Here is a 26,777-nt window from a genome sequence, read left to right as displayed (position 1 = left end):
TTTTTATTACTCGTTTTGGGGATTACGCTCTATATATAATATATATTTATATTTTTTTATTTTTTATTAATATACAAAACAAATAACAAAAGTAATTATTATCAATAAAAACAACCTTCAAACCATTGGTATATAAGGATTTCTAAGAGATTTTAAAAGTGTTACTTTTCGTAACTTTTTCTTCGCTTTCATCGTTTTCTAATAATTCTTGTTGGGTAAAACTACTTTTTCGTTCTATTAAAGTAACACCGAAGATGAAGTATTTATTTCCTGTACCGCGCTCACGTTTAAAACCTTGTGATTCTAAAATTCTATAAAACGCTCGATTTTTTAATTGATGTTCACCATTTTTGTAGCACCAGTTGGAATAAACCTCGTATAACTCTTTTGCTTCAATTTTCATTCCGTCTTGCTTGTAACATCGTTCAAACATAAACGGTCCAAGAATGTCCATTTCGTCTTTATAATCACCTGTAGCTTTCATAACGATCCTTGGCTCATTCAACCCCTTCTGCTGCCACTTCAAGCAACCTTCAATTGCCCAATTCAGGATGCCCGGCATTTCGAGCGACAACTTTTCAGGAAGTTTTTTATCACGCTTTTCTTTTGGCAGTTGTAGGTTAAATGGAATTAATCGAATACGCCGCCAAATACCTTCGTCAACACCCTTGATTACTGGTTTATGGTTAGTAGTAAAGAACACCTTGAACTCTGGAATAAACTCAAAATATTCTTGTCGTAGAAATCGTGCTAACACTGGCTCCCCACCAGTAATTTGCTTTACGAAAGCCTCCGACAATTGTTCTCCATCTTCCGATTCAATCGCTGATACAAAACGGCTACCGACCAATCTGGCAATGTCATTGTTCGCTCCAGTTTCCTTTTTCTTAATAAACGTGTCCGATTTAGCTTGTTTGCCGTATTCGCCCATGAGGTCCTTAATCGTATTAATAAACGTTGATTTACCATTGCTACCCCCTCCAATTAGGAAGACCATGATTTGTTCGCTTATTTCACCTGTTAAGCTGTAGCCTATTAAACGTTGCATGTACTCAATCAACTCTTTGTCACCCTGGAATATTTGATCTAAGAAACTTAACCATTCAGGGCATTTTGCTGATTCCTCAAAAGTGATATTCGTTATTTTAGTCAGGCCGAGCTCACGATCATGTGGCTGCAAAATACCTGTTTTCAAATCTACGATGCCATTTGCAACATTGAATAAATATTTATGTCTATCAAATTCTTCTCGATCACTTGGTACAAGTGACATTAAAAATGACAAGCTATTTTTATGAACATTTAATCGTTCACACATCTTCGCCCATTTTTGTTCGCCTTCATCTTCGGATTTGTACAACCCTCGTAAGACCTTAGCAGCAATACGATAAATTTCTTTTCTGTTATCAATCTTCCATCGCTTACCGTCCCATATGAGCCAGCCCATGTCATTCACATATTTGATTGCATGGCCATACTCATCTGCTATACGTTCAGCATTTCCTAGTTCTGTTAAACGAAATTTCTTTTTCGGTTTGTCCTCCACAGCCTCTTCATCACTATCATGGAAGTCAAACGAAAATTCTTCATAATGTTGCTGGTCCAAAACAGTGGTAGTTGTGGATGAAATGGCAGTTGCAATAGTGCGTTCACCATACGTTTCATTGGTATCACGGAAATGAATAACATCCCATTTATCACGCATCAGACCTGTTTCGCGGAACATAGCGTCCATACGCGTCACTGATTTCCCTGTCCAGAACGCAAGGTGGTTAGATAGTGCTAAATCGCTAGCTGAATGATCATCATTGATTAGATTGCCGTTAAATAAACTTCTAATTTCATCCCCGTTTTTACTACGGAACATCTTCTCCCAAAGTGATTCATTGGATAGTTTGATTTCGTCCTTTTCGAACTCTGCTAAATTAACACGGCCTTGTATATCCGAATCATCGAAATACTGTTCAAAAATCTCTGCAAGCTCATCTGTACGCTCATAGATTTCGTTCGAATTTTCTCTATTACCAGTGAAGGTGAAGAACCTCGAATGTGAGTAAATTTCCAGTCCGTGTTTAGTGTTCTTTCTACCAATACCCAGCACATTTTGTGGAAGGCCACCTTTAATAATTACGTGAAGCCCTTTGCCTGATGGTGAGAATTCTGTATAGCTATCAAAAGTGTCGATGATCTCCGTTGCGAAAGTATTTGGTTTTCCATCCACAACACACTTATCCAAGTCGATTCCGATGTAATTGTCCTGACGACTAAAAACAAAACCGATTCCATCGTAGTCACCATCTAAATAAAATTTGACTGCTGTTGCAAAAGTGGACCATGTACGTCTATTATTTGCTTGTGCCATTTCACCGTCCGCTTGATACGGAACTTTTGTTGGTTTGCCATCGCGTTTCTCAATACGCCAAAGCACCCATTGAGGTAAAGATTTAAGTTCAGATGGTATCGCATTAAAATCATAGTGTTCTTTCATATCTGCTTCACCTTGTATTCATCTATTAATTCTGGAAAATTCAATATTGCGTTCTCGCCATATAATTCATAAGCTTTTTTATCGTAGACTTTAGCAGCAATTATCGGACTATCGTATAAGCCTAAATAAACATGATTACATTTTGCTAGCCACTTTCTATATTCTTTATATACACCTCTATATTTTGATTTTGTTCTTTTTTGTGAACCTTTCGCAAAATCGAATTCAACTGCCGAATTATCTTCACCAACATGGTTCTGAAATGAGTTTTCTCCAAAATATTCTAGAGCAGCATTGTTATAAACTTTAGCTGCCTTATCCTCACTATCGAATCTACCTAAAAAAACTGTTTTGCCTTCAACTTCTATACTCGCCTTCCATTTAGAACGACTTCTATCCCAACAAACACCTTTATATTTTGAAGAAGAGTTTTTATTCCCTTTTTTTGCCTGATTTTTTACCGCCGATTCAACGATAATTAGATTCCCTTTTTGTAAATCAAATTTGTTCTTGTTCTTAAAAATTACTATTTCACTTTTATCAGTTACATTCATTATGAATCTATTTAAATAACCTTTATCAGCATTTGAAATCATTGGAATACCTTTAGAAGTATTCACAGACCATACATATCCATTTACTCTTTCGAAATCTTCATCATCCACAAGAGCGACCATCCCATTTTGCAACGGTATTTCTTTAACCATATTCGTCACCCTTTCCACTGTTTTTAGGTATAAAAAAGAGAAGTCCGTAACAACAGACCTCTCTATTAAGTTTTTATTTAATCGTATCCATTCGTTATTGCCCATTCATTCACGAATCTGAATGAATCATCAGAAGGGCAAATCATCACTACCCACTGTAATCGGTGCACCTGGTGATGCTGGTGGATTTACTACTGACTTATCATAGTATTTTGCTTTTGCAGAAGTACGTTTTTCCTTTTTACCATCAACCAATTTCTCGTATTCTTCGTGCTTAACAGTAATTTGTAAGCTTCGACCAATTAATTGATTGGCCATATCTTGAGGCGATTGGAACGGATGGCCGTTTGCAAATCCTGTTGCTTTTAGTAATGATTGAACGATACCTGCCGCAATTTCATTGGAGAATGTAAAAGTGTCAAACATGATTTTTGCACCTTGATGTTTTTGAGGAACATCAGAACGGATTTCATAATCAAGTGTAATTTTGTCCTCACCTTTTTGAGTTTTCCCAGCTACTGCATTTAACACTGTAGCTTCGTATTTTCCTTCTGCTACTAATTCAAACCCTGATACAACTTTTTCTTCATCAAATTTAAAAAATGACATATATTATTTCTCTCCTTTTTCTTCTTCAATTGTGGAGGGCATAACAAAAATTTCTTCTTGCTTGCATCCCTTGCGATTATCTAATTGATTTTTTGCATAAATACTGTTCGTTCCTTCTAAGACAAAACCTCGTTCACCTTCTGCATTAATCATTAAACGGCCAACGACATCACATAAACCTAGTACATTATTAATAATCTTTTGGTTAATTTGTGGGTACGAACGGTTATAGTGTGTGCCTTCTGCTGCTGTATACATATCCGTTGTTTCCCAAGCGTTAAATACAATGCGATCCGCTAAGTTCTTCATCCAACGGAATGAGTTTACGACTTTGAATTGCATTTTCTGATAATCACCTTGTGATGGTACACCTTGATTTTTTCCGATAAACCCTAAGTCTGATAATAAGCAGCGTTCTAATTCTGAAACATTATCGACTGCGATGTTATCGTATTTACCTTTAATGTCTTTTAAGTGAAGTAATAATGCTCCCCAATATTCCCAAGTATTTTGATTGTCTACATAAATGACATCGATATTAGGCTCACCTTTTAATACTTGTGAAGTACGATCTATATCGAGAACCAATGTTTTACCTGGTAAATATCGCAAAGTATGTGTTTTGCCCATACCTGGATTAGCATATAAACAATACGTTTTGCCTTCCTTTTCAAGTGTTTCAGCGCTGTGTGTACTGAAATCAAATTCTTGTGTCATGCCTTCCACACTCCTTTTCTATTAAAATGGCACATTATCAGTAGATGTATCTTGCTTTGCTTCTACATCTGCAAATGGATCTTCGAATTCTGGCAATTCTTCATCATTATTTTCCACTTTCACGCTGCCATCTGGATTGACTGTATATGGAACACCTTCATGCACTTCTTCAATGCTCATTTGACCATCTGGTGCATCATCTTTTGGCTTGCCTTCCATAGCATCTTTTGGTGTATCGTATTGGTACGTTAAATCAACCAAGAAATACTGACCATTTTTATTATGCTTTTCACTGATTTTATTCATGATCAACGCATCATTTTCTTTGGCAGCTGATACGATTTCTTCTGCTCCTTCACGTGTGAATGCGATGTGTTGTTCCTTTTGATTGAGTAATTTTTTCATTGTGTTTTTCCTCCTAGTCTTTTAATAAAACTGTTCCTATTTCATAATTGTCTGGCACCACTACCCAATCTCTTTCAAATGTTTCTCCATCATTTGAGATAGTGTAGGAGTCGCCATCTTCATCGTTAATTTGCCATTTATAAGGTTGATACTTCGGATATGGATAATCAGCGTTTGAACGTTTAGCGTGCCGTGCTGTGGCTTCAATGACTTTTCCATAATGAAAACCGCCATATCTTTTACCAACATACATAACCTTTAAGGTTGTTGGCCCAGCTACTCCACTTCTAATTTTGTCTAATACTTTTTTTAACTCCTTGTCATTTTCTAGACGAGGATCAATAGTGATTTTAGGCACCAATAATCCTCCTATCGAATACTTAATGATTGATTTTCCACAAGTTGAGCACCTTCTATTTGCTCACCTGCTTTTAATGCTTTTGCTAATTCAGAACGGCTGATTGTCTTCTCCACCTTGATAAACTGTGGAGGGATAGCAGCGTCATTCTCAATTTGTACTGATGTTGATTTACGGAAGTTGAATGTAAACTTTTCTGTCTTCACTCGATTGCCTTCTACTGTTAATAAGGTATCAGCCATATTTTCTTTAATACGAGCAAGATTACTTTCCATTGCTTTGCGACGATCTGCCAATCGCTTTTCTTCAGACTTGATACCTGCAATGTCTGACTCAATATTTTTAAGCACCATGGCATAGCCTTCTAATTTTTCACCAATATCACCAATGATTTGCGAGAGTGCTAGTTCAAAGCCTTCTACATTGTTTTCTTCTATAAAATTTTGAAGCATTTTGTATTGGTCGGTTAATTCGTAAAGAGTAGCCATTATCGATCCTCCTTTAGTTAATGTGTTTCCAATTTCTTCGATTTAAGATTGCAGAAATTGCTGTTCTGGATACATTGAAATTTTCTGCTAATTCCACAGTAGTCATATCGCCGCCATTTCTTCTGGCATTTTCCAATATGAATATGACATCACTTTCTTTCAATTTTGCTTTGTAGTTGTTTTCGCCTTGGACTTTACCGTTTTTATTTGAACTACCTGGAACAAATAAACCTGTTAAAAATGCATGCATATGATTTTCGCTATGAGTAACCCACTCTAAATTTCGATAATGATTATTAGCTTTATTTCCGTCTATGTGATTCACTATTTCTTTACCTTCTACTTTTGGGATAAAGTGTTCGGCAACCAATCTGTGAACATATATCCTTTCATTTTTTCCATTTTTGAATAATTGAACAACTGGATAACCGATTTTACCAGGACTAGCTTTCAATCTCTTTCCTTTGAGGAAATACTTACTGCATCGCTTGGATTGAATAAATCTGTCTAATGAGCGTACATTTCCTAAATTAGAAATCTCATAATAACCTTCATATCCGTTAATTGATTTCCAAATTTCCAAGATCAATCACCTTCAATAAATAGCGTTAGTGTCGTTGAGGATTTTTGGTTTCCAGTCCTCATCACATAAGTCATAACCTTCAAAACCATCATCAAGCCAAAGTGTGTTGTCTTCAATGCTCATAATTTTTAATTTAGCGCCTTTGTCTTCTCCTGCTAAATCAGATTCAAAAGTAATGATTTGTCCTGATACAAATTCCGTTGGCTGCACCGCCTGTTCAAACTCACTAACATCAAGACCAAGCGCTCGTCCTAGAGCAATGGCTTTTCCAATGTGTTCGTTGAATACGTCATTTGGATCACACTTTGCGATTCCACGAGCATATATTTTTGGTGATTCAATAGACTGCATTAAAGCTACGATTGTGCGTTTATCTTCATTGATAACAAACTCAACATTGCAAGCTGCAACTCTTGTTCTAAATGGTGAAATTTGCCCCAAGATAACTTGATATACATTCCCGACTGTGCGGAGCTGGCCTTTTAGAGATCCTGAAACCACTAAGCCACTCCAAGTTTTTTTCGTTGATTCTATAAACTCTTTCGCCTTCTCAATAATTTCAGCACGTTGTTGATTTGGTGTTAGTGGTTCAATCGTTTCATCAACCATTGGAATTTGAGGATTTAATCCATCTTTGATTACTTCATAGACATCAACCGTTTTAGGTATGCGACCATAGAAGACGTTATAAACTAATGTTATTTCATATTCTCCACCAGAAGATGGATCTGCTTTTACTCTTAAACCGTTGTTCTCAAATACAGGGCCATATATTTTATTTGGTTTAAAACATTTACCGTTAGCAAAAGAAACTGATACATAATCACCTACACGCGCTTCACGATCAACCTTGCAATATTGCTGCCCTTCAAATTCGATGATGTCCTCCATAGTATTAGTTGTGGAAGGCTCACTCAACACTTCATTCATCACATCTCGCATTGTTTTACGGCCATCACGTAATTCATGGACAATAAGCTTTAATTCAGCTACTTCATTTTCTAATGCTGTGATACGTTGATTTTTGGTTGGTTTATCAGATAATTTAAAACGAGTTTCTAATGCGCAGCCATTGCCATATTTTCCTTCGAATTCAACTAAAGTGTCGTCTCTATAAAATTTTAATGTTACTTTGTCCCCAATTTCATACGAACAGTATTTTTCGGTAAATTCAAGTGAATCTCCAACATTAAACTTTGTCATTTCGCATCCTCCTGTGATACACTATCAGTGTCATATAATTTATTTAGCTCGCCATTGGTTGCGCCCTTTGACGAGCTTTTTTGTGCCTCAATTTGGGCATTCTGTGCATCCTCGATGTCTTGCCAGTATTCTGATTCACGGTCGTATTCGATGTGTGAATAACCTATACGCAATCAATCACCTCCTTTAAGATAGAGCAGCACGTTTAAGCGCCAGTGTCTTTAGCAAAGATGTATATAAGGCGTCTTCCAGCGGTTGTCCTTCGACTTTGGTCACACCAAACTTCTGCAGTTGTTCAATGACTGCTTTGCGTTTCAACTGTTTATTCATAGTTGTCACGTTTCACAACCTCCAAGGCTGATGCAACACCATCGATGTAATCCCTATGTTCCTTGTATTCTTTCACTAGATTAGGTAGTCCACTGTCACCAAAAGGTAGTCCATTATGGATCAATACTTCTTGAATGATTTGATTTCCTAAGTCTTTTAAGTGGTCCCTAGAATCAACAATCAGCTGGTTGAGGTCTTCCACAATCTCTTTATTAGCATCAGGAAATTCAAGGACTTCTTTCAGATTCACTACGCTTGCCCCTTCTGGAACATAAGATGCATGCTTGCTATCATAATGAGTTGCTACTTTGCCTTCTCCATCCACAACTTGTACACTTGTAATTTGGTCCTCATGGATGTTAAGACCAACCACTGATAATTTTGTACCTTTGATATTAATTACTGCTTTCATTTTTATTCCTCCTTATATTTCCTTTCTGCTAAACTATTGGTAGAAAGGTAGGTGATTGATATAATTTTGAATAGAGAATGTGTAAGAGATTTATTGCTTACTGTCGAATCCAATAATTTTAATGAAACTCTTTGGTTGAATAACATCTGTGGTAGTTCCAGAATGATTTCTTACTCTGAAGAAACTGTGATTTATACAATCCAAAAACTATTAGATGCTGGCTTTATAAAAGCTGATATTCTCTATGCAGGCGATGAAGTTTATGCAGTTTCTGTTGACGCTCTCACTTGGGAAGGTCACAATTTCTTAGACAACGTCAGAGACCCTGGTATTTGGGAAAAAGTTAAATCAAGATCTTCAAAATTAACAAGTGTTTCATTGCCCATATTGGCTGACTTAGGTGTAGCCTTTGTAAAAGAAACAATGGGCTTGTCTTGATTAAAGAGGCTTTACAACCCAATCATTCGCCAATATATCCTCGACCTTCGGATTCCAACGTTTGCCGGGGATATACTTTTCATCCATTTGGTCAACATATTCCTTTGCAATGTGAACTACAAAACAGCTATCTGATTTCGTTGGCAAAATTCTGTATCGTTTAAAATACTTAGTTTCCCTGGTAATGAATTGCCCTGTTGTTAAAGCAATTCTTGTTGCCTTTTGAATGTTCATAAATTCCTCCTTTATTTCCTAAGTGTTGCAACAGCCTTAGCCATTGCCTTAGCGATTAATGATATTGGTACAGGCTTAATTTTCATTGAACTTTCCTCTCCAACTCGCTATTTTGAAATCGCTCAATCTTTGTAACAATATGGTGCCATTGTTGTATTTCTGTAGCATTTAATATCCGTGGTAATTCACCATATCGAATCATGACTTTGCTATTACTATGTGTGATGATCTTGTTTCCGTTGGACATCTGAATCACCTGCCAATGCATGACGAGCAATGTACCCTTCGTCTTCTGTTATGTCACATGAACCATTGTTAAACGCTCCGTAAGGCTCATAATGTTTTTCATCAGCATAATAAGACAACGCTTTACGTAACCTCTCAACCTCGGCAACCAGTGCTGGCACATCTGTAATGGAATGTTTAATAAACTCTGTATCTCCATCATTCAGACAATCATAGGTTTCGTTACCTGTTTGGCAAATGGCGTAATCTTCATTTGGGTTAAAAATATCGATATGACCCTCTGCTGTTTCTTCACTTTCCCAAGGTCCCTGCGTAGCCTTCGCCACACGTTCTTTAATGGCATTCAACTGTTCTTGATTCACCTTAATGACCTCCTTCTCACTCGCTTATTCAACTCAGCCTGCTTATCCTTATCCGACATTGCTAGCCATTGAAGGTTGGTTGTGTTCATTTGGTTTCACCACCTTCGGTATTAGTGATTAACCAATGCTCAATTGTAGGCCTGTGAAATAAGATTCTTCCTCTCACTTTTGTGTGAGGAATTTCCTTTTCGCGTGCCATTGTATAAATGGTTGTCTTACTAACACCCAATTCACTTGCGACCTCTTCTACTGACATCGTGAGCTTATTCAAATCAATCACTCCAATCGCAATGTTAGTTGTCCTTCATGTAAAAATTTATTAATGAAGAACATTAATCCCTTACCTGTGACAACAACTTGTCTACTTACCTTTAACTCGCCCTCAGAATCAAAATACTGTTGAGCATGTATTTTCATCAAACCTTGATTCAGCGATTTTTGAGTAGGCATGTTATATTCCCGACCTTGACGACTCACTAGGTATCCTTGTCCGCGTAACCATTTGAATAATCGATCACGACCAATATTTACTCCGTTTTGTCGCATGTACTTTGCAGCACCTTCAATTAGAAGCCCTTCATCACTAGTAGTGATTGCATTTGCTAGTACAATTTTTTCACGGTCATTTTCTATTTGCTGTTTGAGTTGTTCATTTTCTTCCACATAACCAGCTAAATGTTGCAATGCTTCTTTATAATTTGCTGGTAATCCAAACTGTTTAATAAGCTGTTCTTTTGTCAGTGTGGAGGACAAACGGTAATATTCATCAACAAGTAATTCATAAGCTTCCCATGCCTTGTCGGTATTTAATGACTTAGCATGGAGCCAAGCACCTTTCTCGGTCCAAAGGTAGAGTTTATTTAGGTTTTGTGCGAAACCGAAATTTTCGTTTTTGCTCTTAAACTTCCTCAAATCCTCACCTTGCAATAAAATGAAGTGTTTACCTTCTTCGTAGCGCCCCTTATTGTTATTGAAATTATCAACAATTTTGCGGTCTGTAGCTTCGTATTTTTCAGCAAGTTGCACTGTTGTTAAAACTCGTTTTCCCCGAAGTTCTATAACCACTAAATCCAAATGGTTTCCTCCTCTCATAAACAAACTACTTGTTGTTCACTTTCATCTTCGGACTCAACTTCATCCTCTTTTTCAAAAAGGTATTCAAGACTACATTGAGGAAAAAAGTGTTTTTTAATCATTAAAGCCTCATCGTAATAAAAACGATATTTACCATTGACCTTGTCATTTACTGTTGCATAACGAACATTTAAGAACTCTGAAATATCAACCATTGTGATACCCTCCCTAGCCATTTCTGCTCGTAAATTTTTATACATTTTTGCATCACCTCACTCACTTCGAACGCAATTGCGTCCTTCGTTATTTACGAATATAAACGTAATTGCGTTCATTGTCAACTGATTTCCGAAGAAAAAGAACGCAAAATCGTTTTTATTCTATTTACATACGAAATTGCGTATAGTATTATATACAAAAGAACGAAATTTCGTATAAACTGTTAATAAAAGGAGTTTTTAAATTGGAAAAGGCGAAAATTATTGAATGCTTAATAGAGGAAGCTGGATACAGTAAAAAAGCATTTGCTGAAATGATTGGTATTCCACCAACAACATTAAGATCAATGTTAGCTAGAGGAATAGGAAATGCCTCAGTGGATAATGTCCTTAAAGTATGTAAAGGATTAGGGATTACTACAGACGAACTTGAACGGATGGCTAGCGGAGAGATTAGTGTTGAAAAGCCTTTTAATCCAGAGCTAACAGAAAAAGATGAAAAATCCATTCAAGAAGAATTACAAAGAATGCTTGAAGGATTATCTAAAAATGGACATGCAGCATTTGATGGAAGAACCCTTGATGAACTAAGTGAGGAAGAATTAGAAGACAGAGAATTATTAATTTCAAGTCTGGAGAATTCATTAAGATTAGCTAAACGCTTAGCTAAACAGAAATTCACCCCTAAAAAGTATCGCAAATAGGAGTGTTGCTTGTGTCGTCAATTAAGTCAACAGTTAACGAGTTAGTAAAAAAATATGGTACGAATGATCCTTTCAAACTTGCCAAATACATAGGAATACTCATTGTATTTGAACCTTTGGGTAACACACTAGGCTATTACAATAAAAATTTTAGAATACCTATTATTCATATCAATCAAGATGCAGATAGAGAATCACAGTTTTTTATAGTTGCACATGAATTAGGGCATGCGATTCAACACCCAGACACAAACACTTCTTTTTTAAAAAAGCATACTCTTTTTTCTACAGATAAATTAGAAATAGAAGCTAATACATTCGCTGTTGAATTGTTATTGCCTGATGAATTATTTGTAGAAAAGAATGACTCATGTTTTACCATCTTTGATGCCATTAAAGAAAAAGGAGTTCCAGAGGAACTTTTATCTTTAAAGAGCATAGATGGTAAAATTTTTACTAAAAAATAGAACAAACATTCTTAAATTGAAAGGGGTGAGTTATATGTAATATTAAAGAGTTGTGAAAATAAAAGGAGGAAACTAAAGTGGCAAATATCGAAAAACGCGGAGAAAATTCATATCGTTTCACTGTATATTTACCTAAAGATGCAAAAGGGAAATATCCAAAAAAACGTAAATCAATAACTATTGAAGATAAAATGTCTCCAAAACAACTTAAGGAATATTTGGATCGTGAATATTTAAAATTTAAAGATGAAGTACTCTCAGGAAATTATGTTCAAACAGAAAGAATACTTTTCAAAGATTTTGCAGGACAATGGGAAAAAGATTTTGCTTCTACTTTGGCATTGACGACATATGGAAACCATCAACGTAAATTAGAATTGCATATAAATCCTGTTATTGGTCATATGCGTATGGATCAAATTAATCAATTTCACTTAATGACTGTTTTAAGAGAAATGAAACGTTTTGATGGTAAAGATGTTCCAGTTACTTATCATAGTAAACAAGATGTCTATAGAACACTCAAGAGTATATTTAAGTATGCCGTTAAATGGGGGGTATTATCTACAAATCCTATGGATGGTGTTGAAAAACCTCGTCCTAGTGATACAGATGATGTGGATAAAGAAATGCAAATTTATGAAGAAGATGAAATAGAAACGCTAATGCGTATGTTACAAAGCGAATCTGAATTATGGAGAATGATGTTCACGTTAGCCTTAGCTGCTGGATTGCGCAAAGGTGAACTGTTAGGTTTAGAATGGAAGGATGTAGATTTTGATAATCAGCAAATATACATTCACCAATCAATCGTTTTGACTAAACAAGGTCCACATATTAAATCTACTAAAACGAAAAAATCAAAACGTTATGTAACATTACCTGAGTCTGTAATGGAAGAATTAAAAGCATATCGTATACATTGGGCTAAAGAGAAATTAAAAAAAGGTGATAAATGGATTGAACAAGATAGAGAATGGCTATTTCATTCGTTTGATGGGACACACTTATATCCAACTAGCCCTTCGAAACATTGGCACAAGTTTATTAATGAACGGAAATTCAAATACATTCGGCTTCACGATTTACGTCACACTTCTGCATCACTACTAATTGCACAAGGTGTTCACGCTAAACTTATTAGTGAACGTTTGGGACACTCTGATATATCAGTAACGATGAATACTTATGGTCATGCTTTTAAATCTGCTGATCGTGCTGCAGCTGATAAACTAGATGGCTTCTTTAGAGTAAAAAAACAATCTTAACCCCTAGGGGTCATATTGGGGTTAAACTGGGGTTAAAATTGTTTATAAATAATTGTAATCAATGATACTGGATGATAAAAACATTTATAAAACCTTTGAATAACGATATTTATTGTAATTATTTATAAATAAATTACCCTCAACAACTCATTTGAGGAGTGGTGGTTTAAAACTTTCTATAATAACTACGGCATACGCGGCTTTTTTATATTACCTATATAGCACCTTAGCCAATATGGCCAAGGTGCTTTTTTCATCAATGGTGTTAATTTTTTTTGCAAATACCTTTTTAATATACTTTCCACTTTACAAATTTCATTATAGAAAACGCCATAACCTTTTACATAATATGGAACGTTTCTTCTTTATATAATACGACTAGTTCCCCTCCTAATTTAAAAAGTCTGTACAACCTTTCCATAGCCTGTATAATTCCCTCCCATTTTGCGCATATATGGAGTAACAAGGGAGGTTAGGATATTGAAAAAAATAATTTATTTACTTGTATTCACTTCACTACTTTTAGCAGCCTGTGGAAAAAGTGCGGATCCAAAGGAAGTAGCCGTCGATCAAAACACGACCGTTGAAGATATAGTAGGTGCGATTGTGAAAAATGAATTCTCTGTAGAGGAATCTAAAGATGGTGTTGTCACAATTTCCATTCAGGATACAGATGTGACAGAGGGATCAAAAAGTCAAATGTTGAAGGATTCCACTAAAATTTTTGCTGAATTATCCAAGCTAAAAAGTGTGAAGACACCTGCTATTACTTGGTATGCTCCACTCACTGAGCCTGATGGTGATAAAACAATGACAGAGGTCTTGAATATTTATTTTAGTGAAGAGGATTATCATAAAATAGACTGGGCAAATTATCTACAGGTGGATATAGAATCTAGCGCTACGAACTTTCACGAAGATGAGGCTTTAGAGGATTAACCATTAAGATACCCCACAACCTATTGTGAGGTATCTTTTTTAAGTTGTTGTTTTTACATACTGCTTTATAGCCTCTACTAAAAGAGGTTGTTTTATCTTGTCATGTGTTGCTTGCCAAATTCCCTTCCCATCCTGCAATATTAATAGCTGTGGTGATTCATGCTTCACCTGAAGATCACCTGCAATAGCATTAGAAACCACTCTATCCATTTGGACAATCACAAGATACTTCGGCAATTTTGTTATGAGTGCTTTATATTCCTTTATAGCTGCAATACTGCTCATACATGTCATGCTAATTTTTAATACAAGACATGGCATGTGCTTTGATTGCTCTAACACCTCGCTCCAATTATCCAATGTCTTTATTCGTTGCATAGCATAACCTCCTTTATAAATCATTATATACAACAATGGGTATTTATCATCATAATCAGAACCACCAGTATAACTGGTGGTTTGCTCTGCGCGTGAAACGCTGGGGTACTGGCCCATGTCTAAAGACATTCTGAATGGTCTGCCAACCGCACTCCGTTTTCACACAAACCGCTAAAGCGGCTTACTTATTTTTTCTTTCTCTTGATCTCTTCTCCTGTGAATGGGTCAATGAATTCTTTCATCGTCATTTGATCTTGCAGGATATCTTCTTGTAATTGATTTTTTATATACTCTTGTATCTTTTTCTTATTTCGGCCGACTGTGTCCACATAGTATCCTCGACACCAGAATTGACGATTACCGTATTTATACTTTAAATTTGCATGTCGGTCGAAAATCATTAGACTACTCTTCCCTTTTAAATAACCCATGAACGCAGATACACTCAATTTCGGAGGAATACTTACCAACATATGAATATGGTCAGGACATGCTGTTGCCTCTATGATTTCTACATCTTTTCTTTCACATAATTGGCGCAATATTCTTCCAACATCTGCTTTAATTTGACCATAAATAATCTGCCTTCTATACTTTGGCGCAAAGACGATATGATACTTACAATTCCACGTTGTATGTGCTAAACTTTTATTATCCATTTATGGTGGCTCCTTTCGTACGAAGTCGGTTGACTAGACCTGACTTTATTGTACGTTTGGAGTTTTTTTATTGTCCATAGCTAAAAGCTTTCCGGAACCCCCTGCATAGCAGGGGGTTTTCAAAGCACACAAAAAAAACACGAGACTATATGTATAGCTCGTGCTTTGGATTCTTTAGTTAGATGCCCGCTGTATTCATTAATACAAGACGCCAGCCGTCTGGGTCTTCAATAGTTATCCCTTGCTCTGCCCAATAAGGATTTTCAGGCTCCACTTCAGGATATCCCATAAGTTCGAGACGTTCGGTAATATGACGAATGGTTTCACTATTTGGAATATAAAGTACTAAAAGGTTGTCCCTAGTTGGTGCTGGACAAGGACTTCCATCAACATGCGCTGTAAATTCTAGGTGATAGCCTACATTCGGGAGACCAATCATAATTCCATCATAGCCACGGTGTGCCGTAAAAGAGCCTATTTTCTTTAAGCCGACTCCTTCACAGTAAAAACGCTCTATTTCTTGTAATTGATCTGTTGGTCTTGCTACTCTAACCTGTGCAACTGCTAATTCATTTGTCCATTGTTGTTCCATCGTTATGCCTCCCTTTTTAAACTATTGTAGAATGAGACAATAATGCTGGAAACAGTCCTAGGTCTGAAGTTATTATGCTAAAGCAACGCTAAACGAAGCAGCAGTCTTCTCTTTTACTTCCTCTAAAGTAACACCTTCTGCTAACTCTATTAGTTGCATGCCATCTTTAGTAAAATCAAAAACAGCTAAGTCTGTAATTAAGCGATGTACTACTCCTTTACCTGTTAAGGGGAGCTCACATTGCTTTTTAATTTTAGATTCACCGTTTTTATTTACATGCTCCATTACGACGATCACTCTTTTAGCTCCTACAACAAGGTCCATAGCGCCACCCATTCCCTTTACCATTTTCCCTGGAATCATCCAGTTTGCAAGGTCTCCTGTTTCAGATACCTCCATGCCACCTAAAATGGCAAGGTCAATATGACCGCCTCGAATCATTGCAAATGATTCTGCACTGTCAAAGAAGGATGCTCCTGGAACTGCAGTGACCGTTTCCTTCCCCGCATTAATTAAATCAGGGTCAACGGCTTCCTCTACTGGATAAGGTCCAATACCGAGAAGGCCATTTTCAGATTGTAACAGCACGTCATAATCGGCTGGAATCACATTGGCAACAAGTGTTGGGATGCCTATACCTAGATTAACATTCATCCCATTTGCTATTTCCTTTACTGCTCTGTTAACCATTTTTTGTCTTGTATCCATTACGCTTCCCCCTTTTTCACCGTTAAACGCTCGATACGCTTCTCATAATTTTCACCTACCAATACACGTTGTACAAAAACACCTGGTGTGTGAATGTGATCTGGATCTAGCTCGCCCACTTCCACAATTTCTTCAACCTCAGCAATCGTAATTTTCCCTGCCATAGCAGCCAATGGATTAAAATTACGTGATGTTTTTCTGTAGACTAAATTTCCTTGCTTATCTGCTTTCCATGCTTTGACAAGGGCAAAATCAGCCACAATGCCTTCTTCCAGAATAAATTCCTTCCCATCAAAAACCTTTACTTCTTTTCCTTCCGCAATTGGCGTTCCAACACCTGTCGCAGTATAAAATCCTGGAATTCCTGCGCCACCTGCACGTAGTCGCTCCGCAAGTGTTCCCTGAGGCGATAATTCCACTTCTAGCTCGCCACTTAAAAATTGTTGTTCAAAAATTTTATTTTCTCCTACATAGGAAGCCACCATTTTTTTTATCTGCTTATTCGCTAAGAGTAGACCTAAACCCCAATCATCTACACCGCAGTTATTACTGACAACCGTTAAATCCTTTGTGCCCTGCTGTACTAACGCTGCAATCGATTTTTCTGGTATACCACAGAGCCCAAATCCTCCTACAGCTAATGTGTCTCCATCTCTAATATCCGCAACAGCTTCCTCAAACGAACTCCATACTTTCCCATTCCCCATCTCGAAACCCCCTATAATTGCTCGCTTATTAAGAAAAATTCTACATCATTGCTATTTTACAAGTAAAGGAATTAATTTGAATACTATTTATTCCTTATTGGAATAAATCCATTTTCAGTATTTCTCCCAATCGTTTTGAGTAACTGCTTTAACGCATAAGATTGATACGTGTTTTTCTTCGTAATAATCCCTAAACGCCATGGCATATGAAATTGATGTAATGGGATCGTTCTCACATTGGCATTTGTTTGCTTCGCGGCAATTGAGAAGGGTAATAGTGTAACGCCCAGATTGGAGGATACTAATTCCAAAATCAAATCCCATTGTGAACTTTTATAGCCGACTATCGGTGTAAAGCCTACGCTTTTACATGATTTAATAATATAGTCATGGAGCGTGAACTCCTCTGCAAAGATAATAAACGTTTCGTTTTTTAAATCCTTCAAAGCTATAGAATCCTCTTTTGCCAATGGATGGGATTCATTCATAAATACAAAAAATTGATCCTCTACAAATGGCTGAACGGAAAATTTCCTTTCATCTGCTGGTAATACAACAATGCCCATATCAACATCGCCATTTTCAACTAGCATTTCTACCATTTTAGCGCCTCGTTCGACAAGCTCTAAATGCACCTCTGGGTATAGTTGATGAAATTTCCTGGCGATGTCAGGAAAAAATAATGTGCCAATTAGAGGTGGAATCCCTAATTTGATAGCGCCTGTTTTAATATTCAATAAATCATCCAATAAAATATGCAACTCTTGAACACCGTGCAATATTTTTTGTCCCTGTTGAAAGACAATACTCCCTGCGTCTGTTAGCTCTACTTTGCGAGTAGACCTGTTCAACAATTCAACTTGTAATGTTTCTTCTAATTTCTTGATACTTTTGCTTAGTGATGGCTGAGATACAAAGGACACATTTGCAGCCTTTGTAAAACTTCCCTGTTCAACCACAGCCATAAATGCTTTTAAATCCCGTAATTCCATAAACATCTTCCTCATTTATTCATATTTATTATGAAATGATATATAGAATTCCTTTTAGTAATAAATTCTCCTTCAATTCGTTTAATCCTTTACTGGATAAAGAACCCAAAGAAGAAGGGTTCCGATTAAAAGACATCTTTAAACAAGTCGATATTCCAGAAGCAACGTATCACTATCACATGAAGAACTTTTTTGGCTTACTCAAACAAGAAATGTAATAGGGAGAAGAATTAATTTCCTATGAAGCGTTAAAGAAGAAAATAGAGGAATATATCGATTACTATAATAACGATCGAATTAAGCAAAAATAGGCAGACATGAGCCTGGTAAAATACCGAACTTATGCCAGCCGATTAGCTACATAACTAAAACTCTATTTTTAAGGAGTCACTACCCATTTAATGGGCTTTTTCTAATGCCAGTTTAATACCGAATCCAATTAATACAGCACCCGTTACGCCTTCAATTATTGCCTTCGTCGATGGCTTTTTCATAAAGGCGCTAATTCGATCTAATAGATACACATAGAAGACAAACCATAACATTGTTAATGCTGTATAAATAAGACCCATTATTAAAAATGGAAAAAATGTCCCGCTCGTACCGTCTACAAATTGAGGTAGAAACGTTAGGAAAAATACAGCGACCTTTGGATTTGTCACATTTGTAAGAAACCCTTGTTTAAAGCAGGACTGCTGCGAATATTTGTGATCCATATTTGCAGCATCTTGCACTACAGGTGATTGTGTGCGAATTGTCCGTAGTGTCCATAATGTTTTGATACCTAAATAACATAAATAAACTGCACCAATGTACTTTAAAGCAGCAAATACATAGGCAGATTTCACAATAATAGCAGAAAGACCAATTACAGCAGCACATGTGTGAATTAATAAACCACAACAAGATCCTAAGATTGTCTGTAATCCTCCCTTTCTACTTACAGTCAAGGTATTCTTAGTTGCAATCGCTGTATCAGGACCAGGTAAAATAATGAGCAAAATGCACATAATTAAGAACACGGATATGTTAACCATAGTACATCTCCTTTCTATGTCAGAAAATTATAAATAATTTTAACATAAGCGATGACCTACTGAAAGATAGAAAATAATATCATCTTTTTCCATTGACATATAACCATAAGGTGTTATATATTCATAACACCTTATGGTTATATGTCACTCAACTCTGCAAACGCTTTTGGTTTGAGCAGGCTCGTACCATCAGTGTCATTTCATCAAACAATAAAGGAGTAACTATACATGACTGAAAAATTACAGGATATTGTCAAAACGATTACTTTGAATGCCCCTATTGAAAAAGTGTGGGAGACAGTCGCAACCGCTGAAAAAATTGCTTCATGGTTTATGCCAAATGATTTTCAACCAATCGAAGGACATGAATTCACTATTCAATCACCGTTTGGTCCTTCACCCTGTAAAGTAGAACGTGTCGAAGCACCATATTATTTACGTTTTGCCTGGGATCAAGATGGATGGTTCGTCACTTTTGAGCTAAAAGAGGTTGGCGATCAAACAGAATTTACGTTAACGCATGGTGGCTGGAAGGAAGCTTCTCATATTATTCCTAAAGCGAATACTGCTGCTGAAGCTATTCGGACAAAAATGGATGACGGCTGGACAATACTTATTCAGCATAAATTAAAAGAGATTGCCGAATCCTAATGACTCAATCAGCCGTAAAATATGATGTTTTTCAAGCCATTGCTGATCCCACAAGAAGGAATATTTTACAGATACTTGCCGCAAGTGATAGACCTATTTCCAATATTTCTGAGCACTTTGCTATTAGTCGAACTGCTGTCGTAAAGCATTTAAAAATATTAGAGCAGGCTGAGCTCATTTCTGCTGAAAAAAAGGGTCGAGAAAAAATCTATACTTTGCATAGTGAGCGTTTGCAGGAAATTGAAGATTGGCTTCAGTACTTCCATTTATTTTGGGACAATAAATTGGTGCAGCTTCAAAGAATGGTTGAAGAGGATTAAAGCAAAAAAGGAGCTGTCTTTATACTGGACAGCTCCACATTTAAAAGAGATAAAATACCCCCCCATTAATGATTTCAATTTTAATTTTAGATTCGTATTGCTCCTCTAATGCTTTGCGTTCAATTTCATAGCATTCAGGTTTATCCTCCACATCCTCATAAAAATAATCTAAGACTCGTTGATCTCGTTGCCAACGTTTCTGTGCTTCAATTGCCCATGAATGATCATCTTGTTCAATGATGGCTTCAACTGCTGCATGTAGTCGTTCCAGTGCTCGAAGTGGCTTAATAATATATTGCACATGAAATACATTATCTGCGGGCTCCATGTCGAATTCTGAGGTACAAATCGTTTCATGAAAATCTTCCTTTACCACACCTGTCAATAAATTGATACCAAATGAATAAAGCATTTCTTTTGTGCGATCACAGCAATAAGAAACTTTAAAGTTAACACCTAACCAAGGTGTTAGGATGACCTGACCCATTGCACTATCCACCTTTTCAAACAGTTGAACATAGGCTCCTAATTCTTTTGTTGCTACAAATAGCTGATTTAAACGTGGTGAGCCGTAATGAATGGCCTCTCCAAATAAGTTACCAGCTATTGACGTTTGATTTGTTATGAAGGTTACTTGAGCTGGGTTTGGCTCACTATTAGTCGCTTCAATATACTGCCAATAAAATGGCCTATTCATAATCCTTTTATCAATATCCACCGTTAGTTGAACTGTTAAATAATGATCCTCTTCACCTAAAATAGCGCAGTCATTCTCGTTAAAAAATTCTTTTAAATAGTGATGGACTTGTTGCGGATACATGGTTGCCCCTCCTTACCTCATACAGATTCTTTAAAGTTTGTTAAAATCGCATCTAAATCGCCAACCACTTTCTCGAACACATCAATTTTTGTATGAAGTAACTCCAATATTTTTTCTTCAATGGTATTTTCAATCGCAAGATTATAAATATGGACGTCATGCTCCTGTCCCAAACGATGGACACGACCAATACGTTGCTCTAGCTTCATTGGATTCCATGGTAGATCATAGTTGATGACATGATGACAAAATTGAAGGTTGATTCCTTCGCCTCCTGCCTCAGTTGCGATGAGTACCTGTGCTCTCTCTTTAAAGAGATGCTTCATATAATCTCGTTTGCTTTTATTGAACTTCCCATTAAACAGGACACTCGTTATGCCATTAGTATGCAAATACCATTGTAAATAAACTTGAGTAGCCCGATACTCTGTAAAAATAATAACCTTGTCATCTGCTTGTTTTACGATTTCTAGCGTTTTCTCCGCCTTTGAATTTACTTCTAAGGCCATAAGCTTTGCTAAAATCGCTTCAAGTTCTTGTGGCTGCACATGATCATCTAGCATATTCGTTAGTGTTAATGCTGTGGCTTCCTTGCTACTACACATTTCCTTTTGTAAAGTAATTAATGAAAAGGAACCTGTATTTTCAAGGGCTCCAAGCAAATCGTAAACTTCCCTCTCTGCCTCCGTAAATGTAATCGGTACAATTTGAACACAGCGATTTGTCCATTCAATCCCTGTATCTTCTCGCCGATTTCTCACCATTACCTGATTGACCAATTCTTTTAAATAATCATCATGTTCTAAATGATGCTTACTAGCAGAGAAGGCTGACTGGAATGTATCGTAATTCCCTAAATGCCCTGGCTTTAATAAGGAAATTAAATAATACAGTTCGAACACATCGTTCTGAATAGGTGTGGCTGTTAATAATAAGCAAAACTTTTTCTTTAACCCTTGTACGAACTCATAAATTTGTGTTTTATTATTCTTTAATTTATGTGCCTCATCAATAATAATCATGTCGTAATCCTGCTCATAAATGCGCTCTTTATGGGGACTTTTTTTAGCCGTATCCATACTCATAATGAGGACATCGTAGCGCTCTATTGGACAATTTTTCTTATAGGCGATGGCCGGTATATGAAATTTTAAATTTAACTCTTCAATCCACTGATTAATGAGAGAAGCAGGTGCTAAAATTAATGCCCTTTTAACAAGGCCTCGAATAAGGTATTCCTTTAAAATTAAGCCCGCTTCAATCGTTTTACCAAGACCTACTTCATCGGCTAAAATCGCTTTTCCATTCATGCGCTCAATAACTGTTTCAGCCGCTTCTAACTGGTGTACTAATGGTTTTAAGTGCGGTAAATACTTAGTTGCTTGTAATCCCGTAAAATCAGGGATTAATTTCCTTTTCACAATATCATAGTTCATCTTATATAATGTCCAGCTCTGCCATTGTTCAAGATGATTTAATCGATTGCTAAAGCCTTCTTCCCACTCGGACGACCTTTCTATTTTCATGATCATCACCTCATGTTATTTTTTCTAGCTTAGGTTGTCCAAAAAAGGAAAAGATATGTTCCTTTTAGATGAAAAACACCTAATGAAAGTTATTTTTCACTAGGTGTTTGTTAGTTTATATGTTTACGAAATTGGCTAGGCGATAAACCTGTTATTTTTTTAAATACACGGCTAAAATAAAAGTAATCTGTGTAACCCACTTTTTCCGCAATATCTTTAACAGATAAATGAGAAGTTCTCAATAATACTTTAGATTTTTGAATACGCAAAACAGTAAGATAAACATTCGGGCTAACACCCATTTTTTTCTCAAATAGATAGGACAGTTTCCTTCTTTCCATTTTAAAATGATTCGCGATATCCATAACAGTCATATTCTTTGTATAGTTTTCTTGCATATACTCCGTAATTAACGTTATATTTTCTTTTTTATATTGATAATCCCTCATTTTAATGACTAAAATGATTTCTTCTAAAATATTAAAAAAAAGAGCTTTCGATTGAAGAAATGATAAATGACTACCCATGACATAATTTTGTATTAATTGCTGCAACAAATTCATTAATTTTAGCTGCTCTCCTACCTGTAAGGCAAAATGACGATTGTAGAGTGGAAACTTTGAATTTTCTCCGTCTGATAGTTGAAAATGAATGACAGCATACTCGAATTTAGTATCGCTTGTAATTGTTCGTTGGATAGATAAGTTTGGACCCGCATGGATAATCTGCCCTTTTTCTAATCGGTAATTTTTGCCTTCAATTTTAACATCTGCTACTCCATTGATAGGAAATATTAAACCAGCTGCATTCGTCATCGTCTTGTAATTCGTAACGACCGTTTCGGAGGAAATCTTCTCCGTAATCACATCCAAAAATGTTAATGGAGCAGTTGTGTAAAATTCTATGATTTCTTGTATATCCATTTTGAATGCTCTCCTTCACTTCATAGTATTAAGACAAAAAGAAAGGAACACCAACAATGCATCAGTGCTCCTAAAATCGATTATTTTAAACTTTCCTGTAGTAGCTTGCGATTACGTTGTTTGAAAATATCATTATGTGAGGAAACGATACCGCCCTCAGAAGCATCAGGTTGAATATATTTCTTCGCACTATTTACTGCATGGAGTGCATCGTGGAAGGCAGCTGCAATTAAATGGATTTTACCATCATGGTGAAGAATATCACCTGCTGCATAAAGGCCCGGAATGGACGATTCACTATTAATCGAACCAGCTATAAAATAATCATTTTTACGGTCAATGGCTAACGGACTATTATCTAATAGCTCCTTATCACGTACATATCCATGACTGATGACCACTTCGTCAATAGGAATCTCTGTTACAGTGCCTGTTTCATGATTAGTTAAAGAAATCGCTTTAATCATTCCTGCTTGATCGTCTGCAATCAGTTTCGTAATTTCAGAATTGAAATGGCATTCAATAGAACTATTTGTAAGCTCTGTAATTTGAGCCTCATGTGCAGACAATGTATCTTTTCGATATGTTAAATAGACTTTGGAAGCTACTTCCATTAACTCTAATGCCCAGTCTACAGCAGTGTTACCACCACCGGAAATAATAACTGCCTTATTCTTAAATTTTTCATAGGATTTAATTGTGTAATTTAAATTAGAAACTTCAAAGCGTTCAGCGCCTTCAATTTCAATTTTTTGAGGATTCAGGATACCTCCGCCAATAGCGACAATAACCGTTTTGGAATAATGAATGTTTCCTGACTCCGCAGTGATCATAAAAATGCCATCTTCATTTTTGGCAATGGACAGCACTTTTTCATCTGTATAAATAGAAGGGTTAAACGTTAAGGCTTGCTCAACTAATTGCTTAATTAGTTGTCCCCCTGAAATAGGCGTTACACCCCCAACATCCCAAATCATTTTCTCTGGGTAAACATGAATTTTACCGCCTAGCTGTGGTTGTGATTCAATTAGCTTCGTTTTCATTTCTCGTAAACCACAGTAAAAACTAGAATATAGACCTGCAGGTCCACCACCAATGATTGTTACATCATACAATTCTTGTTCTAACAATACTTAACACACCTTTCAATTTGTCATTACCTATCTCAACAATTGGACTAACATTGCATGACAGCCCTACTGTGTATTTCTAATTGTCTAAACTACTTTGAACTTCCTCCTTAATTCCATTATACGATAATGATAATCATTATCAAATAAAATTATTACAAAACATAATAATAATACATATCCTGTCACCATTTTTTAATATTCTTAAAGAAATAGTATGCACTAGGCATACTATTTCATTTTAATCATATTTATTTATCTTTTAACAAATCTACTACTATATCAATTCCATACATAGTTGCAATTGGTGCATCCTGTGCAAATAAAGAACGATCGACTATATAAATATTTTTATTTTTAACTGCATTGATGTTCTTCCATACCGCGCTTTCTTCATAGGATTTTAAAAATTCCTCTTCACTCATGGTAATTCCACTTTTATCAAGGAAAATAAATAGATGATCTGGGTTTAAGACTGACATCCCCTCCATACTTACTTCCTTTGTCATATCTTCTGGGTAATTTTGTGGAACTTTAATTCCTAAACCATGTTCAGGATTCGTTGGCGCAATATTTTTCCCATATATCCAAAACTCTTCTTTCGTATTTACGGATGTAAAGACTACAGTTTCTCCTTTGGCTGTAAAATTCTTCAAAGCTTCTCGGCCATCTGTGATTTTTTTGCTTACTTCTTCTAGCAGTGCCTTTCCTTGTTGCTCTTTCCCCAATACCTTTGAAATTTCCGTTACAGCTAACTCTTGATCAGTAGACATCGCTCTTTGATTTAAATACACAACAGGTGCTATGGCTGACAATTGGTCATATAGCTGATCATGAACACCTGAAGCAGCCAAAATTAAATCTGGTTTTAGTTCTAGTATTTTTTCAAGACTTGGGCTTCTAACATCCCCAATATCAGTAAATGTTTGTTCTTCCACAAAAGATTGATAGGCTTCCCATAAATTAAACATAGTATCAGCATTTGCTATACCTATTGGCTTGGTATCTAATGCTAATAGAACATCTGGGTATAATACATGCATCAAAGAAATAACACGTTTCGGCTCTTTCTCAATTATTACTTCCTTCCCTAAAGCGTCTGTATATGTTAGAGGATAAATGGACGGTTCTTCCTTTATTTCCTCTTTTTCTTTTTGGGTTTGATTCGCTACCTTCTCTTCGGCATTATTACATGCTACTAGCAAGACTGATAGTAACAAAGTGAACAGCACCATTATCCACGGCTTCTTCATTGTATGTCCTCCTTTAATTTTCTAGCAAAATAATGAGAATCATTATCAAAAAGATGATAGCAAATTCAATTTTTTGAGTACATATAATACTCGATGAACAAATTTGTGTTTTTTTATCCATAAACGTAAAAATGTCCAGCATTGTACTTTTTGAAGGAGGTTATCACTGTTCATTTTAACGTTAAATATACGTTATACTTACTTTTTGATACACTATTGGAAAAAAGATAATAGAGGGCAATAATGAGGAGAAAAATTTTTATATTACATGAAATATATGGAGTTAATCATTTTATAAAAGAACAAGTCCAAACATATAGTGATGAAAACACTTCCGTTTCCTGTATTTCGCTCTATTCAGATGGTTTATCCTTTTCATATGAGCAAGAAAAGCAAGCATATGAATTTTACATGCAGACAGTTGGCTTCGATGCCCCTCTAGAGCTACTTTCTCAAAAAATACTGGAGGCATCTCAGAATTATAATGAAGTGGTATTAATTGGTTATAGCGTAGGTGCAACTTTGGCTTGGCGATTAGCCACACTCCCCCTACACCGCGTCATTTGTGTGTATGGTTCACGTATACGTCAATACTTCGATATCCTACCAGCATGTCCAACTTTGGTCGTTTTACCTAGCTATGAAAGTAGTTTTGATGTGCAAATATTAAAGAATGCACTTGGTCGCATACCGAATGTTCAGACCAAACAATATCAGGGTTTACATGGTTTTATGGACGCCTCTAACTCTAATTATTGCCAAAGGAGCTACTTGCAGGCACACAATGACATCCGAAGCTTTTTACAAGCTAGAAAATTTCAGGAGGAATAA

The 26,777-nt window shown here is 36.2% G+C and carries 37 protein-coding genes and 1 pseudogene; 9 read left to right on the top strand and 29 right to left on the bottom strand.

What is annotated here, in order from left to right; all coding sequences use genetic code 11:
- Window positions 1–142: 142 nt before the first annotated feature.
- From AC6BKE_RS08665 to AC6BKE_RS08610, 12 genes are all read right to left on the bottom strand, one after another.
- Window positions 143–2,488 (bottom strand): phage/plasmid primase, P4 family, encoded by a 2,346-nt coding sequence (locus tag AC6BKE_RS08665; RefSeq protein WP_499856506.1) that lies wholly within the window; start codon window positions 2,486–2,488, stop codon window positions 143–145.
- Window positions 2,485–3,195: an AP2/ERF family transcription factor gene (locus AC6BKE_RS08660; protein WP_499856505.1), complete on the bottom strand. Its 711-nt coding sequence runs from the start codon at window positions 3,193–3,195 to the stop codon at window positions 2,485–2,487. Before AC6BKE_RS08660 ends, AC6BKE_RS08665 begins: the two co-directional genes overlap by 4 nt.
- 129 nt (window positions 3,196–3,324) lie before the next feature.
- Window positions 3,325–3,804 carry a DUF669 domain-containing protein gene (locus tag AC6BKE_RS08655; RefSeq protein ID WP_499856504.1) on the bottom strand — a complete coding sequence of 160 codons (480 nt, stop codon included), beginning with the start codon at window positions 3,802–3,804 and terminating at the stop codon, window positions 3,325–3,327.
- 3 nt (window positions 3,805–3,807) lie between these two features.
- A complete protein-coding gene (locus AC6BKE_RS08650) occupies window positions 3,808–4,521 on the bottom strand; it encodes an AAA family ATPase (protein ID WP_324730250.1) in 714 nt (237 codons plus the stop codon).
- A 21-nt stretch (window positions 4,522–4,542) separates the two neighbouring features.
- Window positions 4,543–4,926 carry an organic solvent tolerance protein OstA gene (locus tag AC6BKE_RS08645; RefSeq protein WP_499856502.1) on the bottom strand — a complete coding sequence of 128 codons (384 nt, stop codon included), beginning with the start codon at window positions 4,924–4,926 and terminating at the stop codon, window positions 4,543–4,545.
- Window positions 4,927–4,939: 13 nt separating this feature from the next.
- On the bottom strand, window positions 4,940–5,284 hold the full coding sequence (locus AC6BKE_RS08640; RefSeq protein WP_499856501.1) for a hypothetical protein: 345 nt from the start codon (window positions 5,282–5,284) through the stop codon (window positions 4,940–4,942).
- An 11-nt stretch (window positions 5,285–5,295) separates the two neighbouring features.
- Window positions 5,296–5,772: a siphovirus Gp157 family protein gene (locus tag AC6BKE_RS08635; RefSeq protein ID WP_499856500.1), complete on the bottom strand. Its 477-nt coding sequence runs from the start codon at window positions 5,770–5,772 to the stop codon at window positions 5,296–5,298.
- 13 nt (window positions 5,773–5,785) lie between these two features.
- A complete protein-coding gene (locus AC6BKE_RS08630; protein ID WP_499856499.1) occupies window positions 5,786–6,355 on the bottom strand; it encodes an NUMOD4 motif-containing HNH endonuclease in 570 nt (189 codons plus the stop codon).
- A gap of 12 nt (window positions 6,356–6,367) precedes the next feature.
- Window positions 6,368–7,558: a PDZ domain-containing protein gene (locus AC6BKE_RS08625; protein ID WP_499856498.1), complete on the bottom strand. Its 1,191-nt coding sequence runs from the start codon at window positions 7,556–7,558 to the stop codon at window positions 6,368–6,370.
- On the bottom strand, window positions 7,555–7,731 hold the full coding sequence (locus AC6BKE_RS08620; protein WP_499856496.1) for a hypothetical protein: 177 nt from the start codon (window positions 7,729–7,731) through the stop codon (window positions 7,555–7,557). Before AC6BKE_RS08620 ends, AC6BKE_RS08625 begins: the two co-directional genes overlap by 4 nt.
- Window positions 7,732–7,744: 13 nt before the next feature.
- On the bottom strand, window positions 7,745–7,897 hold the full coding sequence (locus AC6BKE_RS08615; protein WP_499856494.1) for a hypothetical protein: 153 nt from the start codon (window positions 7,895–7,897) through the stop codon (window positions 7,745–7,747).
- The gene (locus AC6BKE_RS08610) at window positions 7,881–8,300 is read right to left on the bottom strand and encodes a hypothetical protein (RefSeq protein WP_499856493.1); all 420 of its coding nucleotides are present in this window, start codon (window positions 8,298–8,300) and stop codon (window positions 7,881–7,883) included. The genes AC6BKE_RS08615 and AC6BKE_RS08610 overlap by 17 nt, the downstream gene beginning before the upstream one ends.
- 51 nt (window positions 8,301–8,351) lie before the next feature.
- Here AC6BKE_RS08610 and AC6BKE_RS08605 point away from each other — a divergent pair, with 51 nt between their 5' ends.
- Window positions 8,352–8,738 (top strand): DUF2513 domain-containing protein, encoded by a 387-nt coding sequence (locus AC6BKE_RS08605; protein ID WP_499856490.1) that lies wholly within the window; start codon window positions 8,352–8,354, stop codon window positions 8,736–8,738.
- On the opposite strand, the gene AC6BKE_RS08600 is transcribed toward AC6BKE_RS08605, so the two are convergent.
- The 5 genes from AC6BKE_RS08600 to AC6BKE_RS08580 form a co-directional block, all read right to left on the bottom strand.
- The gene (locus AC6BKE_RS08600) at window positions 8,739–8,972 is read right to left on the bottom strand and encodes a Thoeris anti-defense Tad2 family protein (protein WP_499856487.1); all 234 of its coding nucleotides are present in this window, start codon (window positions 8,970–8,972) and stop codon (window positions 8,739–8,741) included.
- A 215-nt stretch (window positions 8,973–9,187) separates the two neighbouring features.
- Window positions 9,188–9,580, bottom strand: a complete 393-nt coding sequence (locus AC6BKE_RS08595) for a hypothetical protein (RefSeq protein ID WP_499856486.1) — start codon at window positions 9,578–9,580, stop codon at window positions 9,188–9,190.
- A gap of 85 nt (window positions 9,581–9,665) precedes the next feature.
- The gene (locus AC6BKE_RS08590) at window positions 9,666–9,836 is read right to left on the bottom strand and encodes a helix-turn-helix domain-containing protein (protein ID WP_445668828.1); all 171 of its coding nucleotides are present in this window, start codon (window positions 9,834–9,836) and stop codon (window positions 9,666–9,668) included.
- A 20-nt stretch (window positions 9,837–9,856) separates the two neighbouring features.
- Window positions 9,857–10,645 (bottom strand): phage antirepressor KilAC domain-containing protein, encoded by a 789-nt coding sequence (locus AC6BKE_RS08585; RefSeq protein ID WP_340812722.1) that lies wholly within the window; start codon window positions 10,643–10,645, stop codon window positions 9,857–9,859.
- A 23-nt stretch (window positions 10,646–10,668) separates the two neighbouring features.
- Window positions 10,669–10,914: a helix-turn-helix transcriptional regulator gene (locus AC6BKE_RS08580; RefSeq protein ID WP_340809717.1), complete on the bottom strand. Its 246-nt coding sequence runs from the start codon at window positions 10,912–10,914 to the stop codon at window positions 10,669–10,671.
- 203 nt (window positions 10,915–11,117) lie between these two features.
- Between AC6BKE_RS08580 and AC6BKE_RS08575 the strand changes: the two genes are divergently transcribed.
- The 4 genes from AC6BKE_RS08575 (at window position 11,118) to AC6BKE_RS08560 (ending at window position 14,250) form a co-directional block, all read left to right on the top strand.
- Window positions 11,118–11,576, top strand: coding sequence for a helix-turn-helix domain-containing protein (locus AC6BKE_RS08575; protein ID WP_499856484.1), 459 nt, complete (start codon window positions 11,118–11,120; stop codon window positions 11,574–11,576).
- An 11-nt stretch (window positions 11,577–11,587) separates the two neighbouring features.
- Complete coding sequence (locus AC6BKE_RS08570) at window positions 11,588–12,043, top strand: ImmA/IrrE family metallo-endopeptidase (protein ID WP_340812454.1); 456 nt, start codon at window positions 11,588–11,590, stop codon at window positions 12,041–12,043.
- A gap of 77 nt (window positions 12,044–12,120) precedes the next feature.
- Window positions 12,121–13,311 carry a tyrosine-type recombinase/integrase gene (locus AC6BKE_RS08565; protein ID WP_499856483.1) on the top strand — a complete coding sequence of 397 codons (1,191 nt, stop codon included), beginning with the start codon at window positions 12,121–12,123 and terminating at the stop codon, window positions 13,309–13,311.
- 480 nt (window positions 13,312–13,791) lie between these two features.
- Window positions 13,792–14,250 (top strand): hypothetical protein, encoded by a 459-nt coding sequence (locus tag AC6BKE_RS08560; RefSeq protein ID WP_058843969.1) that lies wholly within the window; start codon window positions 13,792–13,794, stop codon window positions 14,248–14,250.
- Window positions 14,251–14,289: 39 nt separating this feature from the next.
- Here the strand turns inward: AC6BKE_RS08560 and ytxJ are convergent, their stop codons facing one another.
- The 6 genes from ytxJ to AC6BKE_RS08530 form a co-directional block, all read right to left on the bottom strand.
- A complete protein-coding gene (gene ytxJ, locus AC6BKE_RS08555; protein ID WP_036117923.1) occupies window positions 14,290–14,628 on the bottom strand; it encodes a bacillithiol system redox-active protein YtxJ in 339 nt (112 codons plus the stop codon).
- Between the two features lie 185 nt (window positions 14,629–14,813).
- Window positions 14,814–15,287, bottom strand: a complete 474-nt coding sequence (gene tnpA / locus AC6BKE_RS08550) for an IS200/IS605 family transposase (RefSeq protein ID WP_036129052.1) — start codon at window positions 15,285–15,287, stop codon at window positions 14,814–14,816.
- 178 nt (window positions 15,288–15,465) lie between these two features.
- Complete coding sequence (locus tag AC6BKE_RS08545; protein ID WP_058843970.1) at window positions 15,466–15,879, bottom strand: VOC family protein; 414 nt, start codon at window positions 15,877–15,879, stop codon at window positions 15,466–15,468.
- A gap of 72 nt (window positions 15,880–15,951) precedes the next feature.
- On the bottom strand, window positions 15,952–16,587 hold the full coding sequence (locus AC6BKE_RS08540) for a 3-oxoacid CoA-transferase subunit B (protein WP_036117929.1): 636 nt from the start codon (window positions 16,585–16,587) through the stop codon (window positions 15,952–15,954).
- On the bottom strand, window positions 16,587–17,294 hold the full coding sequence (locus AC6BKE_RS08535) for a CoA transferase subunit A (protein WP_058843972.1): 708 nt from the start codon (window positions 17,292–17,294) through the stop codon (window positions 16,587–16,589). Before AC6BKE_RS08535 ends, AC6BKE_RS08540 begins: the two co-directional genes overlap by 1 nt.
- Before the next feature lie 83 nt (window positions 17,295–17,377).
- Window positions 17,378–18,286, bottom strand: coding sequence for a LysR family transcriptional regulator (locus AC6BKE_RS08530; protein ID WP_101966965.1), 909 nt, complete (start codon window positions 18,284–18,286; stop codon window positions 17,378–17,380).
- Window positions 18,287–18,465: 179 nt separating this feature from the next.
- Here AC6BKE_RS08530 and AC6BKE_RS08525 point away from each other — a divergent pair.
- Window positions 18,466–18,597 (top strand): annotated as a pseudogene (locus AC6BKE_RS08525) (IS3 family transposase); the annotation flags it as partial.
- 87 nt (window positions 18,598–18,684) lie between these two features.
- Here AC6BKE_RS08525 and AC6BKE_RS08520 read toward each other — a convergent pair.
- Window positions 18,685–19,323 carry a LysE family translocator gene (locus tag AC6BKE_RS08520; protein ID WP_089933101.1) on the bottom strand — a complete coding sequence of 213 codons (639 nt, stop codon included), beginning with the start codon at window positions 19,321–19,323 and terminating at the stop codon, window positions 18,685–18,687.
- Between the two features lie 228 nt (window positions 19,324–19,551).
- Between AC6BKE_RS08520 and AC6BKE_RS08515 the strand changes: the two genes are divergently transcribed.
- Both AC6BKE_RS08515 and AC6BKE_RS08510 read left to right on the top strand, forming a co-directional pair.
- Window positions 19,552–19,974, top strand: coding sequence for an SRPBCC family protein (locus tag AC6BKE_RS08515; protein WP_036117940.1), 423 nt, complete (start codon window positions 19,552–19,554; stop codon window positions 19,972–19,974).
- Window positions 19,974–20,294, top strand: coding sequence for an ArsR/SmtB family transcription factor (locus tag AC6BKE_RS08510; protein WP_271912159.1), 321 nt, complete (start codon window positions 19,974–19,976; stop codon window positions 20,292–20,294). The genes AC6BKE_RS08515 and AC6BKE_RS08510 overlap by 1 nt, the downstream gene beginning before the upstream one ends.
- A gap of 40 nt (window positions 20,295–20,334) precedes the next feature.
- On the opposite strand, the gene AC6BKE_RS08505 is transcribed toward AC6BKE_RS08510, so the two are convergent.
- The 5 genes from AC6BKE_RS08505 to AC6BKE_RS08485 form a co-directional block, all read right to left on the bottom strand.
- Window positions 20,335–21,114 (bottom strand): YqhG family protein, encoded by a 780-nt coding sequence (locus AC6BKE_RS08505; RefSeq protein ID WP_036117946.1) that lies wholly within the window; start codon window positions 21,112–21,114, stop codon window positions 20,335–20,337.
- Window positions 21,115–21,131: 17 nt separating this feature from the next.
- Window positions 21,132–22,646: a DEAD/DEAH box helicase gene (locus tag AC6BKE_RS08500; RefSeq protein ID WP_058843977.1), complete on the bottom strand. Its 1,515-nt coding sequence runs from the start codon at window positions 22,644–22,646 to the stop codon at window positions 21,132–21,134.
- 104 nt (window positions 22,647–22,750) lie between these two features.
- Window positions 22,751–23,563: an AraC family transcriptional regulator gene (locus AC6BKE_RS08495; protein WP_036117951.1), complete on the bottom strand. Its 813-nt coding sequence runs from the start codon at window positions 23,561–23,563 to the stop codon at window positions 22,751–22,753.
- An 80-nt stretch (window positions 23,564–23,643) separates the two neighbouring features.
- Window positions 23,644–24,693 (bottom strand): NAD(P)/FAD-dependent oxidoreductase, encoded by a 1,050-nt coding sequence (locus AC6BKE_RS08490; protein WP_036117955.1) that lies wholly within the window; start codon window positions 24,691–24,693, stop codon window positions 23,644–23,646.
- Between the two features lie 251 nt (window positions 24,694–24,944).
- The gene (locus AC6BKE_RS08485) at window positions 24,945–25,946 is read right to left on the bottom strand and encodes an iron-siderophore ABC transporter substrate-binding protein (RefSeq protein WP_058843979.1); all 1,002 of its coding nucleotides are present in this window, start codon (window positions 25,944–25,946) and stop codon (window positions 24,945–24,947) included.
- A gap of 243 nt (window positions 25,947–26,189) precedes the next feature.
- Between AC6BKE_RS08485 and AC6BKE_RS08480 the strand changes: the two genes are divergently transcribed.
- Window positions 26,190–26,777 carry a dienelactone hydrolase family protein gene (locus tag AC6BKE_RS08480; RefSeq protein WP_340812446.1) on the top strand — a complete coding sequence of 196 codons (588 nt, stop codon included), beginning with the start codon at window positions 26,190–26,192 and terminating at the stop codon, window positions 26,775–26,777.

The sequence above is a fragment of the Lysinibacillus sp. COL-1 genome, assembly GCF_059814265.1.
The sequence above is the reverse complement of the archived record's forward strand: the minus strand, read 5'-3'. Positions and strand labels throughout refer to the sequence as shown.

What these genes read in the sequence shown, in the direction of transcription:
- AC6BKE_RS08485 (WP_058843979.1), bottom strand. Translation starts at nt 25,946, where the DNA reads ATGAAGAAGCCGTGGATAATGGTGCTGTTCACTTTGTTACTATCAGTC.
- AC6BKE_RS08520 (WP_089933101.1), bottom strand. Translation starts at nt 19,323, where the DNA reads ATGGTTAACATATCCGTGTTCTTAATTATGTGCATTTTGCTCATTATT.
- AC6BKE_RS08580 (WP_340809717.1), bottom strand. Translation starts at nt 10,914, where the DNA reads ATGTATAAAAATTTACGAGCAGAAATGGCTAGGGAGGGTATCACAATG.
- AC6BKE_RS08665 (WP_499856506.1), bottom strand. Translation starts at nt 2,488, where the DNA reads ATGAAAGAACACTATGATTTTAATGCGATACCATCTGAACTTAAATCT.
- ytxJ (WP_036117923.1), bottom strand. Translation starts at nt 14,628, where the DNA reads ATGCAACGAATAAAGACATTGGATAATTGGAGCGAGGTGTTAGAGCAA.
- AC6BKE_RS08660 (WP_499856505.1), bottom strand. Translation starts at nt 3,195, where the DNA reads ATGGTTAAAGAAATACCGTTGCAAAATGGGATGGTCGCTCTTGTGGAT.
- AC6BKE_RS08540 (WP_036117929.1), bottom strand. Translation starts at nt 16,587, where the DNA reads ATGGATACAAGACAAAAAATGGTTAACAGAGCAGTAAAGGAAATAGCA.
- tnpA (WP_036129052.1), bottom strand. Translation starts at nt 15,287, where the DNA reads ATGGATAATAAAAGTTTAGCACATACAACGTGGAATTGTAAGTATCAT.
- AC6BKE_RS08655 (WP_499856504.1), bottom strand. Translation starts at nt 3,804, where the DNA reads ATGTCATTTTTTAAATTTGATGAAGAAAAAGTTGTATCAGGGTTTGAA.
- AC6BKE_RS08505 (WP_036117946.1), bottom strand. Translation starts at nt 21,114, where the DNA reads ATGTATCCGCAACAAGTCCATCACTATTTAAAAGAATTTTTTAACGAG.
- AC6BKE_RS08510 (WP_271912159.1), top strand. Translation starts at nt 19,974, where the DNA reads ATGACTCAATCAGCCGTAAAATATGATGTTTTTCAAGCCATTGCTGAT.
- AC6BKE_RS08635 (WP_499856500.1), bottom strand. Translation starts at nt 5,772, where the DNA reads ATGGCTACTCTTTACGAATTAACCGACCAATACAAAATGCTTCAAAAT.
- AC6BKE_RS08500 (WP_058843977.1), bottom strand. Translation starts at nt 22,646, where the DNA reads ATGATCATGAAAATAGAAAGGTCGTCCGAGTGGGAAGAAGGCTTTAGC.
- AC6BKE_RS08545 (WP_058843970.1), bottom strand. Translation starts at nt 15,879, where the DNA reads ATGGAACAACAATGGACAAATGAATTAGCAGTTGCACAGGTTAGAGTA.
- AC6BKE_RS08590 (WP_445668828.1), bottom strand. Translation starts at nt 9,836, where the DNA reads ATGTCAGTAGAAGAGGTCGCAAGTGAATTGGGTGTTAGTAAGACAACC.
- AC6BKE_RS08625 (WP_499856498.1), bottom strand. Translation starts at nt 7,558, where the DNA reads ATGACAAAGTTTAATGTTGGAGATTCACTTGAATTTACCGAAAAATAC.
- AC6BKE_RS08535 (WP_058843972.1), bottom strand. Translation starts at nt 17,294, where the DNA reads ATGGGGAATGGGAAAGTATGGAGTTCGTTTGAGGAAGCTGTTGCGGAT.
- AC6BKE_RS08515 (WP_036117940.1), top strand. Translation starts at nt 19,552, where the DNA reads ATGACTGAAAAATTACAGGATATTGTCAAAACGATTACTTTGAATGCC.
- AC6BKE_RS08480 (WP_340812446.1), top strand. Translation starts at nt 26,190, where the DNA reads ATGAGGAGAAAAATTTTTATATTACATGAAATATATGGAGTTAATCAT.
- AC6BKE_RS08650 (WP_324730250.1), bottom strand. Translation starts at nt 4,521, where the DNA reads ATGACACAAGAATTTGATTTCAGTACACACAGCGCTGAAACACTTGAA.
- AC6BKE_RS08530 (WP_101966965.1), bottom strand. Translation starts at nt 18,286, where the DNA reads ATGGAATTACGGGATTTAAAAGCATTTATGGCTGTGGTTGAACAGGGA.
- AC6BKE_RS08600 (WP_499856487.1), bottom strand. Translation starts at nt 8,972, where the DNA reads ATGAACATTCAAAAGGCAACAAGAATTGCTTTAACAACAGGGCAATTC.
- AC6BKE_RS08645 (WP_499856502.1), bottom strand. Translation starts at nt 4,926, where the DNA reads ATGAAAAAATTACTCAATCAAAAGGAACAACACATCGCATTCACACGT.
- AC6BKE_RS08495 (WP_036117951.1), bottom strand. Translation starts at nt 23,563, where the DNA reads ATGGATATACAAGAAATCATAGAATTTTACACAACTGCTCCATTAACA.
- AC6BKE_RS08610 (WP_499856493.1), bottom strand. Translation starts at nt 8,300, where the DNA reads ATGAAAGCAGTAATTAATATCAAAGGTACAAAATTATCAGTGGTTGGT.